The sequence below is a fragment of the Pseudarthrobacter sp. S6 genome, assembly GCF_050156575.1.
In the GTDB taxonomy this organism is placed as follows: domain Bacteria; phylum Actinomycetota; class Actinomycetes; order Actinomycetales; family Micrococcaceae; genus Arthrobacter.
In genome coordinates this window covers 742,475-762,229 of record NZ_CP189581.1, presented here as the reverse complement: position 1 = coordinate 762,229, position 19,755 = coordinate 742,475, and the positions used below count along the sequence as shown (strand labels likewise).

Genomic DNA, 19,755 nt, shown 5'->3' with positions numbered 1-19,755 from the left:
CCGGAATGGACCTCAGCGGACGATCTTGAAATTGAAATCCGGAGTCCCCAGCGCCGACCACAGGCGCAACCACACCGGGAGCATCATCTCCGTCCCACGAGCGGTGGTGATGTCTCCGAGGTCAATAATATCGCGGTGGCCCAGCTCCCGGAGCAGGGCCGTCACGGTGTTCTTGGCGTCTGCGTCGTCGCCGGAGACAAACACCGAGTGGTCCCCGCCGCCCAGCCGCCCGGGGTCAACCATCAGCCCGGCGTTCATGGTGTTGAGGGTTTTGACCACCCGTGCCTCCGGGAACGCGTGCTGGATCCGTTCGGCGTTACTGTCCGTGTTGACCGGGTTCAGGACCGGCGGCATGCCCTGGGAGAAGTCGAGCGGGTTGGAAACGTCCACCACCACTTTCCCCGACACGTTGGCCGACCCCGCCGCACCGAGGGCACTGAGCGCACCCGCGCCGTTCGTTGCATTGACTAACAGTTCCGCCCCGGCTGCTGCCTCCGCGAACGTTTCCAGTGCTATGTGCTGGTTGGCTACGTGCCACTCGCTGAAGGGTGGCGTGCCCATGGCGTCCGGCGCACTGCGGGCAAGAGTCTTGCCCGGGTCGCGGGTTCCCACCACCACGTCGTGTCCCAGCGCGGACAGCGCGCCCGCCAGGGTCCGGCCTGCAAAACCCGTACCCAGGACCGCGATTTTCATAGTTCCTCCAAGTTCCGCCGTGGGAGTTCTGGAACGATACTCCGCCGCTTTCGACGTTACTCTCCGCTACCGGCAGAACAAGAGCCACGTCAGCAGCGCGGCCGTGGTGGAATGAACTGTATGCAGACGCCTTTTGGAGGAATCATGAATACCACCGCCAACGCCGCCGCGCAGCTGGAACGCTGGCAGCGTTTCCGCGCCAACCGGAACAAAGCCCTCGCCACCCGCCACGGCTGGCTGACCCTCACCTCCTTCCAGTGGCTGGAATCCCGGCCCGCCGCCGTCGACCTGGTCCCCGGCCTCTGGTCAACGGACGGCACGACGGCGACGCTCACCGCTGCTGCGCACCACGGCCTGACGCTGGCGGAAACCAGCGAGCCCGTGGACGGGACCATTACGGCCTCCCTCACCAACGAGGAATCCTTGATGTGGGTGCAGTTCGGCGGTGCGGACGGGCAGCAGGTAGTAGTGGAACTCGCCATGCGCGCGGACCGGTACGCCATCCGGACCCACGATTCCGGGTCGCCGGTGCTGACGGAGTTCGACGGCGTTCCCACCTTCGATTACAACCCGGCTCTGGTGATCGAGGCAGCCTACGAGGCGTATCCCGAGCCTGTGGCGATCCCGATCGGAACCGCCAATCCGCTGGTGGACGGGGTGCATTATTCGGTGGGTGAGGTGGTTTTCCGGCTACCGGGGATTGAGCATGAGTACCGGCTGCACGCCGAGGAGGAACAACTGGGGGCGCTGACCATCACGTTCCATGACGAAACCAACGGCGAATCAACGGATGAATGGCGCAAAGTCTCGACCCCCCGGCCCCGGGTTGACGCGTCAGGGAAGGCCACTGTGGTTCTGGACTTCAACCGCGCCATCAACTACCCCAGCGCCTTCACCCCGTACGGCACCTGCCCCATGCCCGTGAAAGGCAACAGCCTGGATGCGAGGATCGAAGCCGGCGAAAAGCTGCTTCTCCTCGCTGATTGAGCGCGAAAGGACACTTAAGCCCCAGCGGAACGGGGCCTCATGTGTCCTTTCGCGCTAAATGGTGGGTCAGACGATCGCTGAGACGCCGGTGACCGCCCGGCCCACAATGAGCATGTTGATTTCGAACGAGCCCTCGTAGGTGTAGATGGCCTCGGCATCGGCGAAGATTTTGGCCATCCTGTAGTCGGTCACGATCCCGTTGCCGCCAAGGATGGACCGCCCCAGCGCCACGGTCTCGCGCATCCGGGCACTCGTATAGGACTTGGCGAGCGCCACCTGCGGCATGTCCGCCGCGCCGTCGTCCTGCAATTGGGCAACACGCGCCATCATGGCCATACTCGCCACCGCGTTGCCCAGCATGGTCACCAGTTGCTGCTGGATGAGCTGGAATTTCGCCAGCGGCCGGCCGAACTGGTGGCGTTCGACCGCGTACTGCCGGGCGACGTCGAACGCCGCCAGCTGCTGCCCCACGGCCTGCCACGCCACCATGATCCGCGAGCCACGCAGGAGCTGGTTGGTGTCCTCGAAACTGCTGATGCCGGCGAACCGGTCGGACTCGGCGACCCGGACATCCTCAAACACAATGTCCGCGTTCTGCACGGTCCGGAGCGCAATCTTGTTCTCGATCCGGCTCCGGCTCACACCCGGCAATGAAGCATCAACGATGAACCCGCGGACGGCACCTTGCCCGTCGGCGGCCACGGCCTCGTCCCTGGCCCACACCAGCAGGTAGTCGCAGAACGTCCCGTTCCCGATCCAGCGCTTGGCGCCGTTAAGCACCCACGAGTCGCCGCCGTCGTCGGGCTTTCCCGTTGCGCTGGAGATGCGCCGGGCACGGGTTTCCATGCCGCCGGCCACATCGGAACCATGGCCGGGCTCCGTCAGCGCGAACGCGCCGGTGATGCGCAGGCTTGACGCGTCCGCAAGCAGCCTTGCCTTCTGGCCGGCCGAACCAAACCCGTAGAGCGACTCCACAAACAGATCGTGGTGAACAAGGAAAAATGTGGCGATCGACGTATCAACGCGCGTCATCTCGGCGATGACCAGTCCCGCGAAGAGATTGCTGTAGCCGCGCTGAGCCGGCGTGCTCAGCTCCAGAGCGGCGAGCTTGGGCAGGATGTGCGCCGGGAACTCCGCCTTGTTCCACCAGTCCGACGCGTACGGGGCGATCTCCGTGGCCAGGAACTCGCGCAGCTCGGCCAGCTTGGCCCGCTCCTTAGCGCTGAGGAAGGACTCGTAATCGAAAAAATCGGCAGTGGGCAGGTCGTCGATCGCTGGCCCGGAGGTAGCTGGTTCCGAAGCTGGGGGTCCCGAAGCTGCGGGTCCCGAAATGGCCGGCTCGGAGGCGGGCGGTTCGGCGGTGCGGGGCCGGCTCATTTCGGTCCCATCCGGATGGCGCCGTCGAGCCGGACGGTTTCGCCGTTGATCATCGCATTTTCCACAATGTGAGCCACCAGGCTGGCGTATTCCGCGGGCCTGCCCAGACGTGACGGGTGCGGAACCTGCCGGCCCAGGGAAGCCTGGGCTTCGTCAGACAGCGTCGCCATCATGGGCGTTTCGAAGATGCCCGGGGCGATGGTCACCACGCGCACCAGGGATCGGGCCAGTTCCCGGGCCAGCGGCAGTGTCATGGCGGCGACGGCGCCCTTGGACGCGGCGTAGGCCGGCTGGCCGATCTGCCCGTCGAAGGCAGCCACGGAGGCGGTGTTGATGATGACGCCGCGCTCAGGGCCGCCCAGCTCAGTATTCACAGGTTCCGTTGAAACCATGGCCGCGGCCGCCAGACGCAGCACATTAAAAGTCCCGATCAGGTTGACCTGGATGACGCGGTTGAACGTGTCCAGCGGGAGGACGCCGTCCCGGCCCAGGACCTTGCCCGGCGTGGCGACGCCGGCGCAGTTCACAACAATGCGGAGCGGCCCGAGCGCCACAGCGGTGTCGACGGCGGCCTGCACCTCAGCTTCGTTGGTGACGTCTGCGGGGACAAAGGCCGCTCGTGGCCCCGAACCGCTGCCGGCGGCGTTAAGCTCGGCGGCGTAGGCCGCACCGGCAGAGGACGGCAGGTCGATCAGCACCACCGAGGCGCCGGCGTCGAACAGGCGTTTCGCTGTGGCAGCCCCCAAGCCGGACGCCCCACCCGTAATCAGCGCGACAGTACCCAAGACGTCCATACATCCTCCTTGATGCGGCTCCGACACCGGCGACCGGCGCGAAACAAAAGTTAGTGAATCTTAACTGAAATTCGGGCGGGCCGCACCCGCTAGGCTAAACGGATGACGGATGCCGAACCCACCAACTGGCAGCCCGCCGACTGGCAGGAGCGCGCCAACGTCGCGGCACGCTCCGTCACGGGACTTTTCGGCCGGCGCCTGCTGTTCCTGCCGGGAACCCACCTCGCTGCCGTGCAGTGGCCGTCGAAACACCTCAAGAACCTCCTCCACCCGTGGCACTACTGGTGGCAGGCCCACTACGTGGACTGCCTGGTGGACGCCGGGCGCCGCGAACTGGGCAACGGAGCCACCCCTGCAGCCAGGTTCAACGGCCCGCACCACCCCAGCGCCGGCAAGCTCGCGTCCAGGCTCGTCACCGGGATCCGCCTGCGCAACGCCTTCACTTTCGTCAACAACTATTTCGACGACATGGCCTGGCTGGCTCTGGCGACGCGCCGACTGCAGGGCCTGGCCGAGGAGACGCGTAAACCCGGACGCCGCCGCAACGCCAGGGTCCACAAAACCCTGACCCTTCAGTTCGATTCCGCCTCCACGGACGACCTGGGCGGGGGGACCTTCTGGAGCAAAAAGCGCGATTTCAAGAACACCCCTGCCACGGCCCCTGTGGCGCTCTACTACGCCCGGACAGGCCAGCAGGCCAAGGCACAGCGGCTGGTGGACTGGCTCAATGCCGTGCTGTTTGACAAGGCCCAGGGCCTCTACATTGACGGGGCGCGGCTCAATGCGGCCGGCGAAGTGATGGTGGAGAACACCATCTACACCTACAACCAAGGCCCCGTGCTGGGAGCGCTGCTGGAGCTCGGCGGCGATGCCAACCTCGCCCGGGCCGCGGTGCTGGTGGACGCGGTCGCGCAGGAGCTCACCATACCGGGGCGGCTCGTCGTACGTGGCGAGGGCGGCGGTGACGGCGGACTGTTCACTGGCATCCTGGTGCGCTATCTGGCGCTGGCCGCCCGGGACGAACGGCTTCCGGAAAGGATCCGGGCCACCGCCCGCAGCCTAGTGACCGACACGGCCGAGGCATTCTGGGCAGGCAGAACGCAAAGGGACAACGGGGCCCTCGTTTTCTCTCCCCAGCCACACCGCGCGGCGGACGCTACCTATCCGCCAGACGCCGCCGTCGAACTGTCCACCCAGCTCCAGGCCTGGCTGGCACTGGAGGCCGCAGCCAGCCTGGCCTGGCCGCCGCTCACCGCGGCAGAGCCGGCCGCACCCGGACCGGGGCAAGCTGGGCGACAACCAGGACGGCAGTGACGGAGCCGGCAGCCATGATTGCCGCGAGCACCACGATCTGGAAACGCCCCGCCTCCAAGGGTGAAATCCCGCCGAAGATGGCTCCCACGAACGCTCCGGGGAGGGTGACCAGACCCGTGGTTTTTGTCTGGTCCGTGGCCGGAATCAGCGCAGCGTGGACCGAACGGCGGGCGAGATCCAGGGTTGCCTGCCGAGGCGAAGCACCCAGGGCCAGCCAGCCCTCCACCTCTTCCCAATGGTCATGGACGGACTCGGCGAAGCGCCGGCCGGCCAGAACCGCGACGGTCATGGCGTTGCCGATCACTATCCCGCCGATGGCCAGGGCATAGCGGGGAGTGAAACCGATGGCGCCGGTGGCGAAAATGATGAGCAGCGTGGCGGTGATGCCCGCAGCCATCGAACCTCCCACAACGGCGAGGCGCGGCCAGCTCCAGCCAACCCGCCGCGTGGCGCTCACCACGGCGACGGCGAACATCAGCAGCAACGCAACACCGACCCAGAGAGGGCTGGTGATCACGCCGCTAAGAATGAAACTCACTGCAGCAAGCTGCGCCGCTCCCCGAAGGATGGCCAGTGCGGGAGGAAACCGGGACGGCACATGGAATGCCAGCAGGGCGGCTAATGTCAGCGTCATCAGGAGACCCACGCCCGCCAGTGTCGGCACGAAATCTGCGAGCTCGGACATGAGGCCAGCATAGCCACCGGACCGCGATTCGCAGGCTCCGTTGCCGAAGTTGGGAACATCGGGACCGGTCTGCCGCATCACACCTGCTTGGGCTAATTAAGTCACGCAACGGTTTCGTAATTGATGTGATCCTCATCACATATCATCGATCGGGCTTGGCGGCTTAGGTATGGCTAACCTACAGTTTCTCGAGTGAGCCTCCCCTAACTTACCCGGCTCACCAGGACCCCGGTCCGACTGACTTTTTCGCAGAAAGTAGCCCCCATGAAGATCCGCACCAACGCGCTGGCCGGAATCGCTCTCGCCGCCGCCGCCGCACTCGGCCTGTCAGCCTGTGGCTCCGCCGCTACGCCCGCGGCCACCGGCAACGCCGCCGCTGACGCCAAGGTTTCCGGCGAAATCACGGTCTACAACGCCCAGCACGAAAGCCTGACCGAGGAATGGGTCCAGGCCTTCACCAAGGAGACCGGCGTCAAGGTCACCCTGCGCAATGGCGAAGACCCCGAGATGGCCAACCAGATCATCCAGGAAGGCGCTGCCTCCCCGGCTGACGTCTTCCTCACGGAGAACTCCCCGGCCATGACCCAGGTGGAGAACGCCGGGCTGTTCGCCGACGTGGACAAGTCCACGATTGACCAAGTGCCGGCCGAATTCCGTCCGAGCACCAACAAGTGGACCGGCATTGCCGCCCGTTCCACTGTTCTGGCGTATGACAAGACCAAGCTGAGCGAAGACCAGCTGCCCAAGTCCATGCTGGATCTGGCCAAGCCGGAGTGGAAGGGCAAGTGGGGCGCTTCCCCGTCCGGCGCTGACTTCCAGGCGATCGTCTCCGCGCTGCTCGAGCTCAAGGGCGAGGCCGCAACCGAAGAGTGGCTCAAGGCCATGAAGGAAAACTCCAAGGCCTACAAGGGCAACAGCACCGCCATGAAGGCCGTCAACGCCGGTGAAATCGACGCCGCCCTGATCTACCACTACTACTACTTCGGCGATCAGGCCAAGACCGGCGAAAACTCCAATAACATCGCTCAGTACTACTTCAAGAACCAGGACCCGGGGGCCTTCCTGTCCGTCTCCGGAGGCGGCGTACTGAAGTCCTCCAAGAACGCGGCCGCGGCCCAGGAATTCGTCAAATTCATCACCGGCAAGAAGGGCCAGGAAGTCCTTAAGACCGGAACCTCCTTCGAGTACGCCATCGCCTCCGAGGTCGCCGCCAACGAGAAGCTGGTTCCGATCAAGGACCTGCAGGCCCCCAAGGTGGATCCGGCCAAGCTGAACTCCGCGAAGGTCACGGATCTGATGACCAAGGCAGGACTGCTGTAATTCAGTGACCACTGACCTCTCGGCACCCCGAACTTCGGGGAGCACGACGACGGCGGGCCGGGGCAAGCGCCCCCGCCCGCCATTCGGCGTTTCTGCGGTAGCGATCCTGGCGGTGCTGATCGCCCTGTTTTCCTTGCTCCCGCTGGGCTACGTCATCTTCATGACCGGCGCCACCGGTTGGGATACCGCCGTCGCGCTCATCTTCCGCGAGCGTGTAGGCGAACTGCTCCTGAACACCGTGCTGCTCATACTGGTCACCGTTCCGCTCTGCCTCGTGCTGGGTGTAGGCGGCGCATGGCTCGTGGAGCGTACAAAGCTGCGGGGCCACAAGGTCTGGGCGGTCCTGCTGGCCGCACCTTTGGCCATTCCGGCCTTTGTGAACAGCTACGCCTGGGTTTCTGCCGCGCCTTCGCTGGAGGGGCTTTGGTCAGGTGTGCTGATCGCCACACTGTCCTATTTCCCACTGGTCTACATCCCGGCGGCAGCCACGCTCAGCCGGCTGGACCCCGCTATTGAACAGTCCGCGGCCTCCTTGGGCCTGGGCGCCTGGCGTGTATTCTTCCGGGTGGTGCTGCCACAGCTGCGCATCGCCATGTCCGGCGGCGCGCTGCTCGTTTCGCTGCATCTGCTGGCCGAGTACGGCGCCTTCGCGATGATCCGCTTCGACACGTTCACCACCGCAATCATGGTGCAGTACCGGTCCACTTTCAACGGCACGGCCGGCAACATGCTGGCCAGCGTCCTGGTGTTCTTCTGCCTGATCCTGCTCGTGGTGGAGGTCCGCGGACGCGGCACCGCACGCTATGCCCGGGTCGGCTCCGGTGCCCAGGCCAAGGCAATGCGGCTTCCGCTGCACTCCTACCACGCACCTGCCCAGCTGTCCCTGCTGGCCCTCACCGCACTGGCCTTCGGGCTCCCGCTGTGGTTTGTCATGCGCTGGATCATCGCCGGCGGTCCCGGAATCTGGACTGCGGACGAGTTCCTGCCGGCACTCCTGGCCACGCTGGGCTACGGCCTGGCCGGTGCCGTGGTGACCACCGCCGTCGCGTTCCCCATGGCCTTCCTTGCCGTGCGGCACCCCAGCTGGTTCAGCAAATCCCTGGAACTCTCCAATTACATCACCAGCTCCATGCCCGGGATTGTGGTGGGCCTGGCATTCGTGACCGTGAGCATCCGGGTTTTCCCGGGGGTTTACCAGACCGCAGGGGTACTGATCGCCGCCTATGTGCTGCTGTTCCTGCCGCGGGCACTCGTGAACATCCGCTCCGGACTGGCGCAGGCACCCAAGGAACTCGATGAGGCCGCACAGTCGCTGGGCAAACCGCCACTCCTCGCATTCATCAGGGTGACACTCCGGCTGACAGCACCGGCCGCCGCCGGTGGAGCGGCCCTGGTGTTCCTGGCAATCGTCAATGAACTGACCGCAACACTGCTGCTCTCCCCCAACGGCACGCGGACCCTCGCCACCGAGTTCTGGAGCAAGAGCAGCGAGATCGATTACGCCGGCGCGGCCCCGTACGCCCTGCTGATGATCCTGCTCTCGGCGCCCATGACCTACCTTCTCTTCCAGCAGTCCAAGAAAGTGGCCGGACAGTGACCGAACAATCCCCCTCCAGGCTTCCGGAACCGCGGATCGCGGCGTCGGTGGCACCCACCACCAACAGCCACCTGCAGATCACCGATGTCACCCGGAACTTCGGTTCCCAGGCCGTCCTCAAAGGCGTCAACCTGTCTGTGGCCAAGGGCGGGACCACGGCCATCGTGGGACCCTCCGGCTCGGGGAAGACCACCCTCCTGCGGCTGATCGCAGGCTTTGAACATCCCGCCACCGGAAGCATCTCGCTCAACGGCTCCAAGGTGGCGGGCGACGGCGTCTGGCTGCCCGCGCACAAACGCCAGGTGGGGTACGTGGCCCAGGACGGGGCGCTGTTCCCGCACCTGACGGTGGGCCAGAACATCGCATTCGGCCTCGACACTGCCAAAATCACGGGTGGCCGCCGCGCGGTTGCAGGCCGGATCAACGAACTGCTGGACATGGTCTCCCTGGACCCCTCTATGGCCAAGCGCCGGCCACACCAGCTCTCGGGCGGTCAACAGCAGCGGGTGGCCCTGGCCCGTGCGCTGGCCCGCGAACCCGAGCTGATGCTGCTGGATGAGCCTTTTTCGGCTCTCGACGCCGGCCTGCGCGTGGCAACGCGGCGGGCCGTTGCGAAGGTTCTTAACGAAGCCGGCGTCACCACCATCCTCGTCACTCACGACCAGGCCGAGGCCCTGTCCTTCGCGGACCAGGTGGCCGTGATGCGCGGCGGCAAGCTGGCCCAGATCGGCAATCCTTTTGTCGTCTACACCCGCCCCGCCGACCGCGCCACTGCGGAGTTTCTCGGCGACGCCGTCATCCTGGATGCCTGGATGGAAGGTTCGCTGGCCACGTGCTCGCTCGGCGGCATCCCCGTGCGCCGGCCGCCGGCCCAGGGCCGGGTGCAACTGATGCTGCGTCCGGAGCAGATCCGAATTGCCGAGGATGGGCCCATCCGCGGCGTGGTGGTGGACACCGACTACTTCGGCCCGGAAACCACCGTGCGGCTCAAACTCTCGGTGTCGCCTGAGCTGGCGGGCGGCACGGACCACCGCTATCCCGGCGGCGGCGAGGTCATCACCATCCGGCACTGGAACGCCTCCATAGCCCGGCCGGGAATGGAACTCTGCCTGCGCGTGGTGGGCGAAGCCGTGGCTTTCCCGCTGGATCCCGCCGACGACTAACCCCGGTGATTGAGCCTGTCGAAATCCGGCGCTACTGACCCCCGGCGGGCTTCTTCTTCTGCGGATACGGCGCCTCGCCCCGGGCCAGCATCTCCACAAAACCTGCGATTTTCCGTTCCCGCGTGGACGCCTGCTTAACCGAATTCGTCCGGTAAATCAGGGCATACCGGTTCACGGACGTGAGGACGTCGAACATGGCCTGGGCCTCGGGAACGGCAGCGATCGCGGCGGCCAGATCCGGCGGGACTTCCGCCGTCGCCTGCCCCACGTAGGCTGCCTCCCAGCGCCCGTCCGCCTTGGCGGCGTCGACGGCCGCGCGGCCTGCCGCAGTCATCCGGCCGGCAGCCTCGAGCTTCCCGATGTAGTCCACATTCCGCGCCGACCAGACGCTCTTCGGGCCGCGGCGGGTCATCCGTTGGAAGGAGCTGCCGTCGTCGCGCCTTTTGCCCTGACCGTCGATCCAGCCAAAGCACAGCGCCTCCTGCAGCGCGGCTTCGTAGTCCAGTTCGGTGGTGTTGCCGCCCCTCTTGTGCAGCACCAGCCACACGCCAGGGCTCTCGTTGTGGTTGGCCTCCAGCCACTGCCGCCACTCCGCCGCGTCCGCTACCAGCAGTTCCTCGAGTTCAATGGCCATGGCCCTATTCTGCCTGCCTTCCGCAGGAAGTGGCATGATGGCGGTAGTCCACCTGTCCCGGTTTCGAGGAGGAACCCATGCTGCGTGTCCGACCCGTCCATTTCACCTCCCGGCCGGACAGTTGGGAGCCAATCCTGACTGCCCTAGGCCTGGCCAAGACCGTTGATGACGGCCCGTGGCGGGAGTTCGACGCCGGTTCCGGCCGGCTGGCCCTGCATCTGGCCGACGCCGGTGCCACGGACGACGGCACCACGGCCCTGGGCGTCGAGGTGGGCGATCTCGCCGAATTCGCCCGGCGCACCGCCCTGGCCGCGGAGGAATCCGGAAACACAGTCGCCGAACTCATTGCCGCTGACCACGGCGAGTCCTGCCGCATCACCAGCCGGGACGGCTTCAGCTTCCTGGCCGACAAAGGTGCGCGGGAGCCCAACGCGGCGGACGCGGATCCGGCACTCACCGTCGTCGGCGTCTGGTTTACGGCGGATCCCGGCGCGGCCGCGGTGACGCTTCAGGACATCGGCGCCAGGTTCCGCTCCGTCCCGGACGCAGACGAAACCGCCGACTTCACCGCCAAGAACGGCGGGGTGCTGATGGTGCGCCCGGCATCCGGCCCGCCGCGGTCCGGCCTGGGATTTGAGTACGACGGCGATCTGGGCGCCTTGCGGGACCGGCTCGCGGCCGCCGGGCTGGACGTCAGCGAAACCGAGGAGGCGTTCGGCCGGACCCTGCACGTGGCCAACCCCGATTCCGCAGGCACCACCGGGACTGCGGCAGCCGCTGCCGCCCCGCACGTCCCGCCCACCCTCTGGATCTCGCAGCGCCTCGCCTCACAGTGAACCGGGCCGAGGGGTGAGATTCCTGCGCTTTGGGCGACGCTTTACGCTGAGAGCTCACCCCTCAGCGGTCCACGGCCGTCCGATGGGGTAGAACTTAACCATGAACGTTCGCACTCCTGACCCGAATCCCGGCTGGCTCTCCGAAGAAGACCTTTTTGAGGCCCGCGGGAGGCTCCCCATGATCTATGTGGAGGCCGTGCCGGTCAGGCTGGATCCGCTGGGTTTTGTGAACGAGGTTGGCACGCTGCTCCAGGCTGATGAAGACGGAAACATGATCCGGTCGCTGGTATCGGGCCGCGTGATCTACCGCGAGACCATCCGCGCCGCACTCCTGCGCCATATGGAAAAGGACCTGGGGCCGCTCGCCTTTCCGCAGCTCCCCATCAGCCCCGTCCCCTTCACGGTGGCCGAATACTTCCCGGCCCCGTCCCAGACCGGCTTCACCGACGACCGCCAGCACGCGGTGTCCCTGGCGTACGTCATCCCGGTGACCGGCGAATGCGAGCCCCGCCAGGATGCCCTGGAACTGACCTGGATGACTCCGGCGGAAGTGCTCAGCGCCGACGTCCAGCTCGAATTCAGCGGCGGCCGCGGCGCCCTGGTCCGCCAGGCGCTGGCCTTTGCCGGAGTGGGTCACTGACGCCCGCGGGATCTCCGGCGTCCCCGACTTTCGGTGCCCCGCTTTGTAGACTGTAGGGCGGACCGCAAGAGAACTTAAGGACTCCCATGACCGAAAACCCAGCCGCCCGGCACTACAGCGAACAGCAGGCTGGATCTCTGACCACCGGCGATCAGCTCCTGCTCCCCGACGGCGAACGCACCGCCGAAATCCAGCACGTGGAGTTTGAACAGGATGATTTCGGGACCCCTGCGGTAGTCCTGGCGAACCTCACCGGCGGCGGAACCCTCCGCATCGCGGCCGGCTCCACCGTGAAGATCCTGGACACAACTGTCCTGGTCACCTCGGTTCCGGACACCACTCTTCAGGACGCAACGCCCGACGCCGTCACGCAGCTTCCGGTCGCGGCGCAGCCCCCTGCCGAGCAGCCACAACACCCCGACGAAGGGAAGGCAGCCCCGGCGGCTCCCGCCGTCGTCGTACCTCCCCTGCCGGCCATCCCGCCTGCGGCGAGCGGCCCCTCCGCGGAAGAACTGGCGCTGATTCCGGCGCCGCAGGGCACCCCTGAAGCGGTAGTGGAGGCTGCCGCGGAAGCCCACCCGGACGCCGTTGGTGTGCTGCTGCTGGCGGACAAGCTGGCCAAGGGCATCAACTTCAAGTCCGGCAGCTGCCTCAAGGACCTCAGCGACCTTGCCCACGAACTGTTCATCACGCTCAAGGATCCGGACGGGGCGCTCACGGTGGCGGACCTGCTCAACGTCCTGCCGTTCGACGGCAACCCGGGCCGGTGGGCGTCCGTGGAGGCGTCGCTGGCGTTGTCCAGCTTCATCTGCCGCCAGGACCGGCAGGAGGAGCGGGCCGAAGTCTATGAAAAGCTGCTCCGCATGCCCGAAAACCAGGAAACGGACCCGTTCAAGGCACGGATGAACGCCAAAGTGCGCCAGCGTTCGCTGAACGAACCCAACCTGTACGACAAAGAGATCTTCCGCTCGATCGACAACTCCAACCATGAGGCCGAGCGGGAGTGGCGGCTGCTGCGCCTCGAATCCCTGCTGTTCCTGCGGGCACACGGCGGGTCTGAGACGATCGGTGCGGGCGAACTCCAGCGCCGGATCAGCAACGAACTCGAGGCCGTCCGGGCCTGAGCTGTCCGGGCGGGGGAATTACCCCCTACCCGGGGCTGCGCCCGCGTTGTAGATTCGGGCTATGACGAACAATCTGAGCGTGGTGATAAATGCTGACGCGCCGCAGGTCTGGACCATGCTGCGTGAACCGGCCAAGGTTGCCCAGTGGCACGGCTGGGAGGCCGATGAACTGGCTGATGAGATTGACGGAATCTACTTCAGCAACAAGGTCGCTGAAGCCCCGGACCACACCAGCCTGACCACCAACGGCGGCGACGTCTTCGACCTGAAACCCGTGTCCGCCGGGACTCTCGTCAGCGTCACCCGGTCAGCCCTGGACCATAACTCGGAATGGGCCGCCTGGGACGAGGACATCACCCAGGGCTGGCTGACATTCCTCCAGCAACTCCGCTTCGCGCTGGAACACCACCCGCACGGCAAACGGCACACGTTGTTCTTCGAATTTCCCGGTGAGCCGGGTTCCGAAATCGAAAAGCTGGGATTATCAGATGTGCCCGCGCCGGGTGAGGCCTACGAGCTGACGCTGGCCACCGGGGAGCAAATCTCCGGCAAGGTCTGGTTCCGCAGCAACCACCAGGTGGGGCTCACCGTCCACAGCTACGCGGAACACGGGGACGGCCTGCTGATCGTGGCGGACCAGCCCGTTATTGAAGGGCTGCGGCCCCACGGCGGCGCCATGGTGATCGCCTCGACGTACGATCTGGGGGCCCACAACCTCGAGTCCATACATTCGCTCTGGGACAGCTGGCGGGCTGAGAACTACCCCACATCGGAAGCGGCCCGCTGAGGGATCGGCGGGGTTTGCTGGCACACTGGAACCGTGCCAGCCAACCCCGCCTTCGCTACATCCGTCTCAGCTGCGGCCGTCTCCGTTTCGGCCGTCTCAGTGGATCCCGTCGCAGCGGCGGCCAGCTCCGCCGCTGCAGCTGACCAGTCGCAGTTCTCCTTCACCGTTGGCACCCGCCTTGCTGACAGCGGTGCGGCATCGGCCGCCCAGGTATCTGCCAACGGCGGCGAATTCCTGGGCCGCACGGGGACCATCACCACGCCCCACGGCGAGATACGCACGCCGGCGTTCATCGCCGTCGGGACCAAAGCCACGGTGAAGTCCGTACTGCCGGAATCCATGGCGGACCTGGGGGCACAGGCACTTCTGGCCAACGCTTACCACCTGTACCTGCAGCCGGGCGCGGACATCCTGGACGAGGCAGGCGGGCTGGGAACGTTCATGAACTGGTCCGGCCCGACGTTCACCGACTCCGGCGGGTTCCAGGTGATGAGCCTCGGGTCCGGGTTCAAGAAGGTCATAGACATGAAATCGGTGGACACCTCCGGACCGGACGACGCCGTCGCTCCGGGCAAGGAACGCCTTGCCCACATCGACGACGACGGCGTCTGGTTCAAATCTCATCTCAACGGCGACCGCCACCGGTTCTCCCCCGAAATTTCGATGCAGGTCCAGCACCAGATCGGCGCGGACATCATGTTCGCGTTCGATGAACTGACCACGTTGCAGAACTCCCGCGGCTACCAGGAGGAATCGCTGGAGCGCACCCGGCTCTGGGCTCTGCGCTGCCTGGGGGAGCATTTCCGGCTGAGCACCGAGCGGGTGGGCAAGCCGTACCAGGCCCTTTTCGGCGTGATTCAGGGTGCGCAGTATGAGGACCTGCGCCGGAAGGCCTGCCGGGACCTTGGCGCCATGGACTTCGACGGCTACGGCATCGGCGGTGCGCTGGAGAAGGAAAACCTGGGCACGATTGTGCGCTGGTGCAACGAGGAGCTGCCGGAGGACAAGCCGCGGCACCTGCTGGGCATCTCCGAGCCGGACGACATCTTCACCGCCATCGAAAACGGCGCGGACACCTTCGACTGTGTCTCCCCCACCCGGGTGGCCCGCAACTCCGCGTTCTACACGCCTGCCGGCCGCTTCAACCTCTCCGGCGCCAAGTACAAGCGCGACTTCGGGCCGCTTCAGGAGGGGTGTGACTGCTACGCCTGCGCCAACTACTCGCGAGCGTACATCCACCACCTGTTCAAGGCCAAGGAGATGCTCTCGGCCACGCTGATCTCCATCCACAACGAACGCTTTGTGGTGAAAATGGTGGACGATGCGCGGCTGGCCATCGAGGCCGGGACCTTCTTCGAGTTCAAGGCCGAGACCCTGGCGAAGTACTACTCCTAAGCGCTGGCCCGCGGGGCGCTTTCCGCACGGGGTGCGTCCCGCCGTCGTCCTGACGATATCCTGACCAGATGCTCATCGAGATCCCAGCCGCAGACGGCACTGCCGAGGCCCTGGTGGCCCGCCCATCCACCGGTGAAGGCCCGTTCCCGGGCGTCATCCTGTACATGGACGCCTTTGGCCTGCGTCCTCGCATCGAGGAGATGGCGCAGCGCATCGCTGACTGGGGCTACGTGGTCCTGGCACCGAACGTCTTCTACCGCGAAGGCTCGGCCGCGGAACTCGCCCCCGAAATGGACATGACCACGCCGGAGGGCCGGGCGGCTGCCGGCAAGGCCGCGTTCCCGCGCGTCGGACGCCTCACCACGGACAAAGCGCTGCCGGACATTAACGCGTGGGTGGAAGCGCTGGGAACGCTCGACGGCGTCGCGCCGGGTCCACTCGGCACGTTCGGGTACTGCATGGGCGCCCGTCTCGCAGTCCGCACGGCCATCGCCCACCCCGAAGCAGTGGCAGCCTGTGGCGGCTTCCACGGCGGCGGGCTGGCAACCGATGCCCCGGACAGCCCCCACCTGGGGCTCGCCAGGGCCCGGGCGCAATTTGTCTTCGGCCACGCCGACCATGACCAGAGCATGGACCGGAACGCCGTGGCACGGCTGGGTGAGGCACTCGACGATGCCGGGCTTAAGACTTCCAACGAGATCTATGCCGGGGCGCCGCACGGCTATTCGATGGCGGACACCTCGATGTTCCATCCGGAGGCCACGGAGCGCCACTACGCCGAGCTCCGCGCCCTCCTTGACGGGACGCTCAAGGGCTGACCCGGGCGTGGTCCCCAGGCCGCGCTGGCGGCCGCTCCGCCTACCCACCTACCCCGGACGCTCTCGCAGATAAAAGCAGGAAACCCGGAATCCTCTCTCACTTTCCCTAAGAGAGTGAGAGAGGGTCCGGGTTTTAGTCGCAGGATGTGAGAGAGCGTCCGGGTTACGGCGCGAACTGTTACCGCCGTGGAATGTTCCGCAGGTTGCTCCGGGCCATACTGACCGCCTCGCCGGCACCGCGGTTCAGCACCACCTTGGACATGGCAGTCGCGAAACCAAGCACCTGGGATCCGGAAATCTTCGGCGGAATCGAGAGTGCCTGCGGATCCGTGATCAGCTCCACCAGCGACGGACCGGGATGGGCGAAGGCTGCTCGATAAGCCCCCTCGATCCGCGCCGGGTCCGTAACCCGTGTGGCATGGAAACCCAAGGCCCGGGCGACGGCGGCGTAGTCGGCGTCGGGCACGTCCACACCAAAGTCGGGAAGCCCATCCACCAGCATTTCCAGCTTGACCATGCCCAGAGTGGAATTGTTGAAGACCACAACGTTGACCGGCAGTTTGTGGGCAGCCACGGTGATGAGTTCGCCCAGCAGCATCGACAGGCCACCGTCGCCCGATACTGACACCACCTGCCGGCGCGGGAATGCCAACTGGGCGCCGATGGCGTGGGGCAGGGCATTGGCCATGGAACCATGCAGATACGATCCGATCAGCCGCCTGGTGCCGAGGGGGTTGATGTACCGGGCCGTCCAGACATTGCACATGCCGGTGTCCGCCGTGAAGATGGCATCCTTCGCGGCCACCTGGTCCAGCAGGGAGGCCGCGTACTCCGGGTGGATCGGCTGTTTCTTCTCCACTTTGCGGGTGTAGGCCCCCACGGCCTTGTTCATCAGCCGGTCATGCTTCTTGAGCATCCTGTCGAGGAAGCGGCGGCTCGTTTTCGGCTTGAGCAGCGGCATCAGTGCGGCGAGGGTGGGCCGCACGTCGCCGTGGACTGCGATGTCGACGTCGGTCCGCCGTCCCAGCCTGTGCGCTGCACGGTCCACTTGGGCGGTACGGGTTTCCGGCAGGAACTGATCATAGGGAAAGTCGGTGCCCAACAGGATCAGCAAGTCAGCGTCCTCGATCCCCTCGGCAGCGGCGCCGTAGCCCAGCAGGCCGGTCATGCCGATGTCGTAGGGGTTGTTGTACTGAACAAAATCCTTTCCGCGGAGTGTGTGCCCGATCGGGGCGTTGATCAGTTCCGCGAGGGAGATCAATTCGTCGTGGGCGCCCTCCACGCCGGCGCCTGCGAAGATGGCCACCTTCCCGGCGTCGTTGATCGCCTTGGCCAACTCCTGGACGCTGTCCGGATCCGGGGTGAGTGTGGCGCGCCGGAACGTGGCAGGCAGCGGTGCGTCGGCTGTCGCTTGCAGCCCCGCGATGTCACCAGGAAGCGTGACGACGGCGACTCCCCCGAGCCCGAGGGCGTGCTGGATGGCGCTGTGCATCACTCGCGGTGCCTGCTCGGCCGTGCTGACAAGTTCCGAGTAGACCGAACACTCGTTGAAGAGCCGGTCCGGGTGGGTTTCCTGGAAGAAGCTGCTGCCGATCTGCTTGCTAGGGATGTGGGACGCGATGGCCAGCACGGGCGCCCCCGAGCGGTTCGCATCGTAAAGGCCGTTGATCAGGTGGAGATTGCCCGGGCCGCAGGATCCCGCACATACGGCCAGCCTGCCGGTCAGCTGGGCTTCCGCTGCGGCGGCGAATGCGGCGGCCTCTTCATGCCGGACGTGGATCCAGTCGATCCCGCCCTCCTTGGCACCTCCGGTTTGTCGGACCGCATCGACGATCGGGTTGAGGCTGTCGCCCACAATCCCGTAAATCCGCTGCACCCCTGCAGCCTGGAGCTGTTCGATGAGCTGGGTGGCGAGTTCCTTGGTCATGAGTGCACACTCCCGCGATCAGGTTGATGAGCTGACTGGTTGATGGGCTGACAGGGCCAATATAGTCCCGCCGCCTGAACGCGCATCCTGATAAACCCGGTGCGGAAGTGGTGACGGCGGAGAGCGGACGACGGCGGGCGGCCACCCGCCGTCGTCCGCTCACTGAAGCTGCCGACAGCGTCAGGCGTCGATGAGGTCCTGGTTTTTGTCGTCGTCCTTTGCAGGCCGGTTCCAGGCATCGCCCTGTTCGCGGTCCAGGTGAGTGGCCTTCTTGTTTTTCAGGGCGAAGATGTAGACCACCAGCGAGATGGCAATGGCAACCGTGACATAAGTGAAGAACAGATCCACCCGCCCGGCCTTCTGGAACGCGGCACCAAGCAGCGGGACCGTGCCGCCGAAGAGCGAGTTGGCGATCGCGTAGCCCAAACCGACACCGAGGGCGCGGATGGAGGCGGGGAACAGCTCGGCCTTCACGAGGGCGTTGATGGAGGTGTAGCCGCCAACAATAAGCAGGCCACCCATCATGAGCAGGAACGCCGTGAACGGGTCCTTGGTGTTGGACAGGGTGGAGAGCAGCGGCCAGGTGAAGAGGACGCCGGTGATGCCGAACCACAGGAGCAGCGGCTTGCGGCCCACCTTGTCCGAGATGATGCCGTACACGGGCTGGAGGATCATGAAGATGAACAACGCCCAGAAGTTGATGACCGAGGTGTCGGTCTTGGCGATGCCGGACGTATCGTTCATGAACTTCAGGATGAAGTTGGTGTACGTATAGAACGCCACGGTGCCGCCAAGGGTGACGCCGATGCAGATCAGCAGCGGCTTCCAGTACTGGGTGAACAGGAGCTTCATGGTGCCCGGTTGCGCAACGCCCGCCACGGCCGGAACCTTGGCGGCCTCGACCTGCTCCGCCGAGACGGTTTCCTCCATCGAGCGCCGCAGCCACAGGACCACCAGGGCAGCCACACCGCCAATGGCGAACGGGATGCGCCAGCCCCATTCGGTCAGGTCGCCTTTTGGCATAACGTTCTGCAAAACGACCAGAACCAGAAGAGCCATCATCTGGCCGCCGATCAGTGTGACGTACTGGAAGCTCGAGAAGAACCCTCGGCGCTTGGACGTGGCGGCCTCGGACATGTAGGTTGCGCTGGTGCCATATTCGCCGCCCACGGAGAACCCCTGAACCAGGCGAATGAAAATCAGCAGCACCAAGGCCCAGACGCCCACCTGCTGTGTGGTGGGCAGGAGCGCGATGGCGAACGAGCCGGCGGACATGATCGTCACGCTCAGCGTCAGCGCGGCCTTGCGGCCCTTGCGATCGGCGTAGCGACCGAAGAACCAGGCGCCAACCGGTCGCATCAGGAACGACGTTGAGAAGACGGCCATCGCCTCGAGGCCAGCCTGGAGCTGGTCCGTAGAGTTAAAGAAGTGCGACTGGAAGTAGGCGGCGAAGACTGTGTAGACGTAGAGGTCGTACCACTCCACGAGGTTGCCGGATGAACCCTTGAGGATGTTGCTCACGGCCCGGCGGGTCTGGGCTGACTCGCTTTGGACTTCGGTTTGCTGGGTGCTCATCTCTGAACCTTCCTGGGCTGCTGCGCCTTCTGGCTTACTTTCATGCTTTCCACGGCTTCGTTGCCCATGGTTCCTCCTCGAAATTGGCG

The 19,755-nt window shown here is 65.7% G+C and carries 18 protein-coding genes; 11 read left to right on the top strand and 7 right to left on the bottom strand.

What is annotated here, in order from left to right:
* Positions 1 to 12: 12 nt before the first annotated feature.
* Positions 13 to 693 carry an NAD(P)-binding domain-containing protein gene (locus ACQCS0_RS03805; RefSeq protein ID WP_354154711.1) on the bottom strand — a complete coding sequence of 227 codons (681 nt, stop codon included), beginning with the start codon at positions 691 to 693 and terminating at the stop codon, positions 13 to 15.
* 144 nt (positions 694 to 837) lie between these two features.
* On the opposite strand from ACQCS0_RS03805, the gene ACQCS0_RS03800 reads away from it, so the two are divergent.
* A complete protein-coding gene (locus ACQCS0_RS03800) occupies positions 838 to 1,680 on the top strand; it encodes a DUF1684 domain-containing protein (RefSeq protein ID WP_354154712.1) in 843 nt (280 codons plus the stop codon).
* Positions 1,681 to 1,746: 66 nt separating this feature from the next.
* On the opposite strand, the gene ACQCS0_RS03795 is transcribed toward ACQCS0_RS03800, so the two are convergent.
* On the bottom strand, positions 1,747 to 3,057 hold the full coding sequence (locus ACQCS0_RS03795) for an acyl-CoA dehydrogenase family protein (protein ID WP_426939179.1): 1,311 nt from the start codon (positions 3,055 to 3,057) through the stop codon (positions 1,747 to 1,749).
* On the bottom strand, positions 3,054 to 3,851 hold the full coding sequence (locus tag ACQCS0_RS03790) for an SDR family NAD(P)-dependent oxidoreductase (RefSeq protein ID WP_354154713.1): 798 nt from the start codon (positions 3,849 to 3,851) through the stop codon (positions 3,054 to 3,056). Before ACQCS0_RS03790 ends, ACQCS0_RS03795 begins: the two co-directional genes overlap by 4 nt.
* A gap of 102 nt (positions 3,852 to 3,953) precedes the next feature.
* Between ACQCS0_RS03790 and ACQCS0_RS03785 the strand changes: the two genes are divergently transcribed.
* Positions 3,954 to 5,165 carry a glycoside hydrolase family 76 protein gene (locus ACQCS0_RS03785; RefSeq protein WP_354154714.1) on the top strand — a complete coding sequence of 404 codons (1,212 nt, stop codon included), beginning with the start codon at positions 3,954 to 3,956 and terminating at the stop codon, positions 5,163 to 5,165.
* On the opposite strand, the gene ACQCS0_RS03780 is transcribed toward ACQCS0_RS03785, so the two are convergent.
* Positions 5,101 to 5,850, bottom strand: coding sequence for an ABC transporter permease (locus tag ACQCS0_RS03780; protein WP_354154715.1), 750 nt, complete (start codon positions 5,848 to 5,850; stop codon positions 5,101 to 5,103). The genes ACQCS0_RS03785 and ACQCS0_RS03780 overlap by 65 nt on opposite strands.
* Before the next feature lie 264 nt (positions 5,851 to 6,114).
* Between ACQCS0_RS03780 and ACQCS0_RS03775 the strand changes: the two genes are divergently transcribed.
* From ACQCS0_RS03775 to ACQCS0_RS03765, 3 genes are read left to right on the top strand one after another with little or no spacing between them, the layout of a single operon-like run.
* Positions 6,115 to 7,170, top strand: coding sequence for an iron ABC transporter substrate-binding protein (locus ACQCS0_RS03775; RefSeq protein WP_354154716.1), 1,056 nt, complete (start codon positions 6,115 to 6,117; stop codon positions 7,168 to 7,170).
* 4 nt (positions 7,171 to 7,174) lie between these two features.
* Entirely contained in the window at positions 7,175 to 8,767 is a 1,593-nt protein-coding gene (locus ACQCS0_RS03770; RefSeq protein ID WP_354154717.1) for an iron ABC transporter permease, read from the top strand.
* Positions 8,764 to 9,930: an ABC transporter ATP-binding protein gene (locus tag ACQCS0_RS03765; RefSeq protein WP_354154718.1), complete on the top strand. Its 1,167-nt coding sequence runs from the start codon at positions 8,764 to 8,766 to the stop codon at positions 9,928 to 9,930. The genes ACQCS0_RS03770 and ACQCS0_RS03765 overlap by 4 nt, the downstream gene beginning before the upstream one ends.
* 31 nt (positions 9,931 to 9,961) lie before the next feature.
* Here ACQCS0_RS03765 and ACQCS0_RS03760 read toward each other — a convergent pair whose 3' ends face one another.
* Positions 9,962 to 10,564 (bottom strand): YdeI/OmpD-associated family protein, encoded by a 603-nt coding sequence (locus ACQCS0_RS03760; protein ID WP_354154719.1) that lies wholly within the window; start codon positions 10,562 to 10,564, stop codon positions 9,962 to 9,964.
* 77 nt (positions 10,565 to 10,641) lie between these two features.
* Here ACQCS0_RS03760 and ACQCS0_RS03755 point away from each other — a divergent pair, with 77 nt between their 5' ends.
* The 6 genes from ACQCS0_RS03755 to ACQCS0_RS03730 all read left to right on the top strand — a co-directional run bounded on the left by ACQCS0_RS03755 (position 10,642) and on the right by ACQCS0_RS03730 (position 16,164).
* On the top strand, positions 10,642 to 11,400 hold the full coding sequence (locus tag ACQCS0_RS03755; protein ID WP_426940034.1) for a VOC family protein: 759 nt from the start codon (positions 10,642 to 10,644) through the stop codon (positions 11,398 to 11,400).
* 100 nt (positions 11,401 to 11,500) lie between these two features.
* Entirely contained in the window at positions 11,501 to 12,040 is a 540-nt protein-coding gene (locus ACQCS0_RS03750; RefSeq protein WP_058930120.1) for an NUDIX hydrolase family protein, read from the top strand.
* Positions 12,041 to 12,126: 86 nt separating this feature from the next.
* Entirely contained in the window at positions 12,127 to 13,164 is a 1,038-nt protein-coding gene (locus ACQCS0_RS03745; RefSeq protein WP_354154721.1) for a DUF6707 family protein, read from the top strand.
* A gap of 61 nt (positions 13,165 to 13,225) precedes the next feature.
* Positions 13,226 to 13,951 carry an SRPBCC domain-containing protein gene (locus tag ACQCS0_RS03740; RefSeq protein WP_354154722.1) on the top strand — a complete coding sequence of 242 codons (726 nt, stop codon included), beginning with the start codon at positions 13,226 to 13,228 and terminating at the stop codon, positions 13,949 to 13,951.
* A gap of 99 nt (positions 13,952 to 14,050) precedes the next feature.
* A complete protein-coding gene (gene tgt / locus ACQCS0_RS03735) occupies positions 14,051 to 15,346 on the top strand; it encodes a tRNA guanosine(34) transglycosylase Tgt (protein ID WP_354154790.1) in 1,296 nt (431 codons plus the stop codon).
* A gap of 68 nt (positions 15,347 to 15,414) precedes the next feature.
* Positions 15,415 to 16,164, top strand: a complete 750-nt coding sequence (locus tag ACQCS0_RS03730) for a dienelactone hydrolase family protein (RefSeq protein WP_354154723.1) — start codon at positions 15,415 to 15,417, stop codon at positions 16,162 to 16,164.
* A 178-nt stretch (positions 16,165 to 16,342) separates the two neighbouring features.
* Here ACQCS0_RS03730 and ACQCS0_RS03725 read toward each other — a convergent pair whose 3' ends face one another.
* The gene (locus ACQCS0_RS03725) at positions 16,343 to 18,091 is read right to left on the bottom strand and encodes a pyruvate dehydrogenase (RefSeq protein WP_354154724.1); all 1,749 of its coding nucleotides are present in this window, start codon (positions 18,089 to 18,091) and stop codon (positions 16,343 to 16,345) included.
* A gap of 180 nt (positions 18,092 to 18,271) precedes the next feature.
* Positions 18,272 to 19,666, bottom strand: coding sequence for an MFS transporter (locus ACQCS0_RS03720; RefSeq protein WP_354154725.1), 1,395 nt, complete (start codon positions 19,664 to 19,666; stop codon positions 18,272 to 18,274).
* Positions 19,667 to 19,755: the final 89 nt, after the last annotated feature.

What these genes read in the sequence shown, in the direction of transcription:
- ACQCS0_RS03745 (WP_354154721.1), top strand. Translation starts at nt 12,127, where the DNA reads ATGACCGAAAACCCAGCCGCCCGGCACTACAGCGAACAGCAGGCTGGA.
- ACQCS0_RS03740 (WP_354154722.1), top strand. Translation starts at nt 13,226, where the DNA reads ATGACGAACAATCTGAGCGTGGTGATAAATGCTGACGCGCCGCAGGTC.
- ACQCS0_RS03805 (WP_354154711.1), bottom strand. Translation starts at nt 693, where the DNA reads ATGAAAATCGCGGTCCTGGGTACGGGTTTTGCAGGCCGGACCCTGGCG.
- ACQCS0_RS03785 (WP_354154714.1), top strand. Translation starts at nt 3,954, where the DNA reads ATGACGGATGCCGAACCCACCAACTGGCAGCCCGCCGACTGGCAGGAG.
- ACQCS0_RS03730 (WP_354154723.1), top strand. Translation starts at nt 15,415, where the DNA reads ATGCTCATCGAGATCCCAGCCGCAGACGGCACTGCCGAGGCCCTGGTG.
- ACQCS0_RS03795 (WP_426939179.1), bottom strand. Translation starts at nt 3,057, where the DNA reads ATGAGCCGGCCCCGCACCGCCGAACCGCCCGCCTCCGAGCCGGCCATT.
- ACQCS0_RS03755 (WP_426940034.1), top strand. Translation starts at nt 10,642, where the DNA reads ATGCTGCGTGTCCGACCCGTCCATTTCACCTCCCGGCCGGACAGTTGG.
- ACQCS0_RS03750 (WP_058930120.1), top strand. Translation starts at nt 11,501, where the DNA reads ATGAACGTTCGCACTCCTGACCCGAATCCCGGCTGGCTCTCCGAAGAA.
- ACQCS0_RS03725 (WP_354154724.1), bottom strand. Translation starts at nt 18,091, where the DNA reads ATGACCAAGGAACTCGCCACCCAGCTCATCGAACAGCTCCAGGCTGCA.
- ACQCS0_RS03775 (WP_354154716.1), top strand. Translation starts at nt 6,115, where the DNA reads ATGAAGATCCGCACCAACGCGCTGGCCGGAATCGCTCTCGCCGCCGCC.
- ACQCS0_RS03780 (WP_354154715.1), bottom strand. Translation starts at nt 5,850, where the DNA reads ATGTCCGAGCTCGCAGATTTCGTGCCGACACTGGCGGGCGTGGGTCTC.
- ACQCS0_RS03800 (WP_354154712.1), top strand. Translation starts at nt 838, where the DNA reads ATGAATACCACCGCCAACGCCGCCGCGCAGCTGGAACGCTGGCAGCGT.
- ACQCS0_RS03720 (WP_354154725.1), bottom strand. Translation starts at nt 19,666, where the DNA reads ATGAGCACCCAGCAAACCGAAGTCCAAAGCGAGTCAGCCCAGACCCGC.
- ACQCS0_RS03760 (WP_354154719.1), bottom strand. Translation starts at nt 10,564, where the DNA reads ATGGCCATTGAACTCGAGGAACTGCTGGTAGCGGACGCGGCGGAGTGG.
- ACQCS0_RS03790 (WP_354154713.1), bottom strand. Translation starts at nt 3,851, where the DNA reads ATGGACGTCTTGGGTACTGTCGCGCTGATTACGGGTGGGGCGTCCGGC.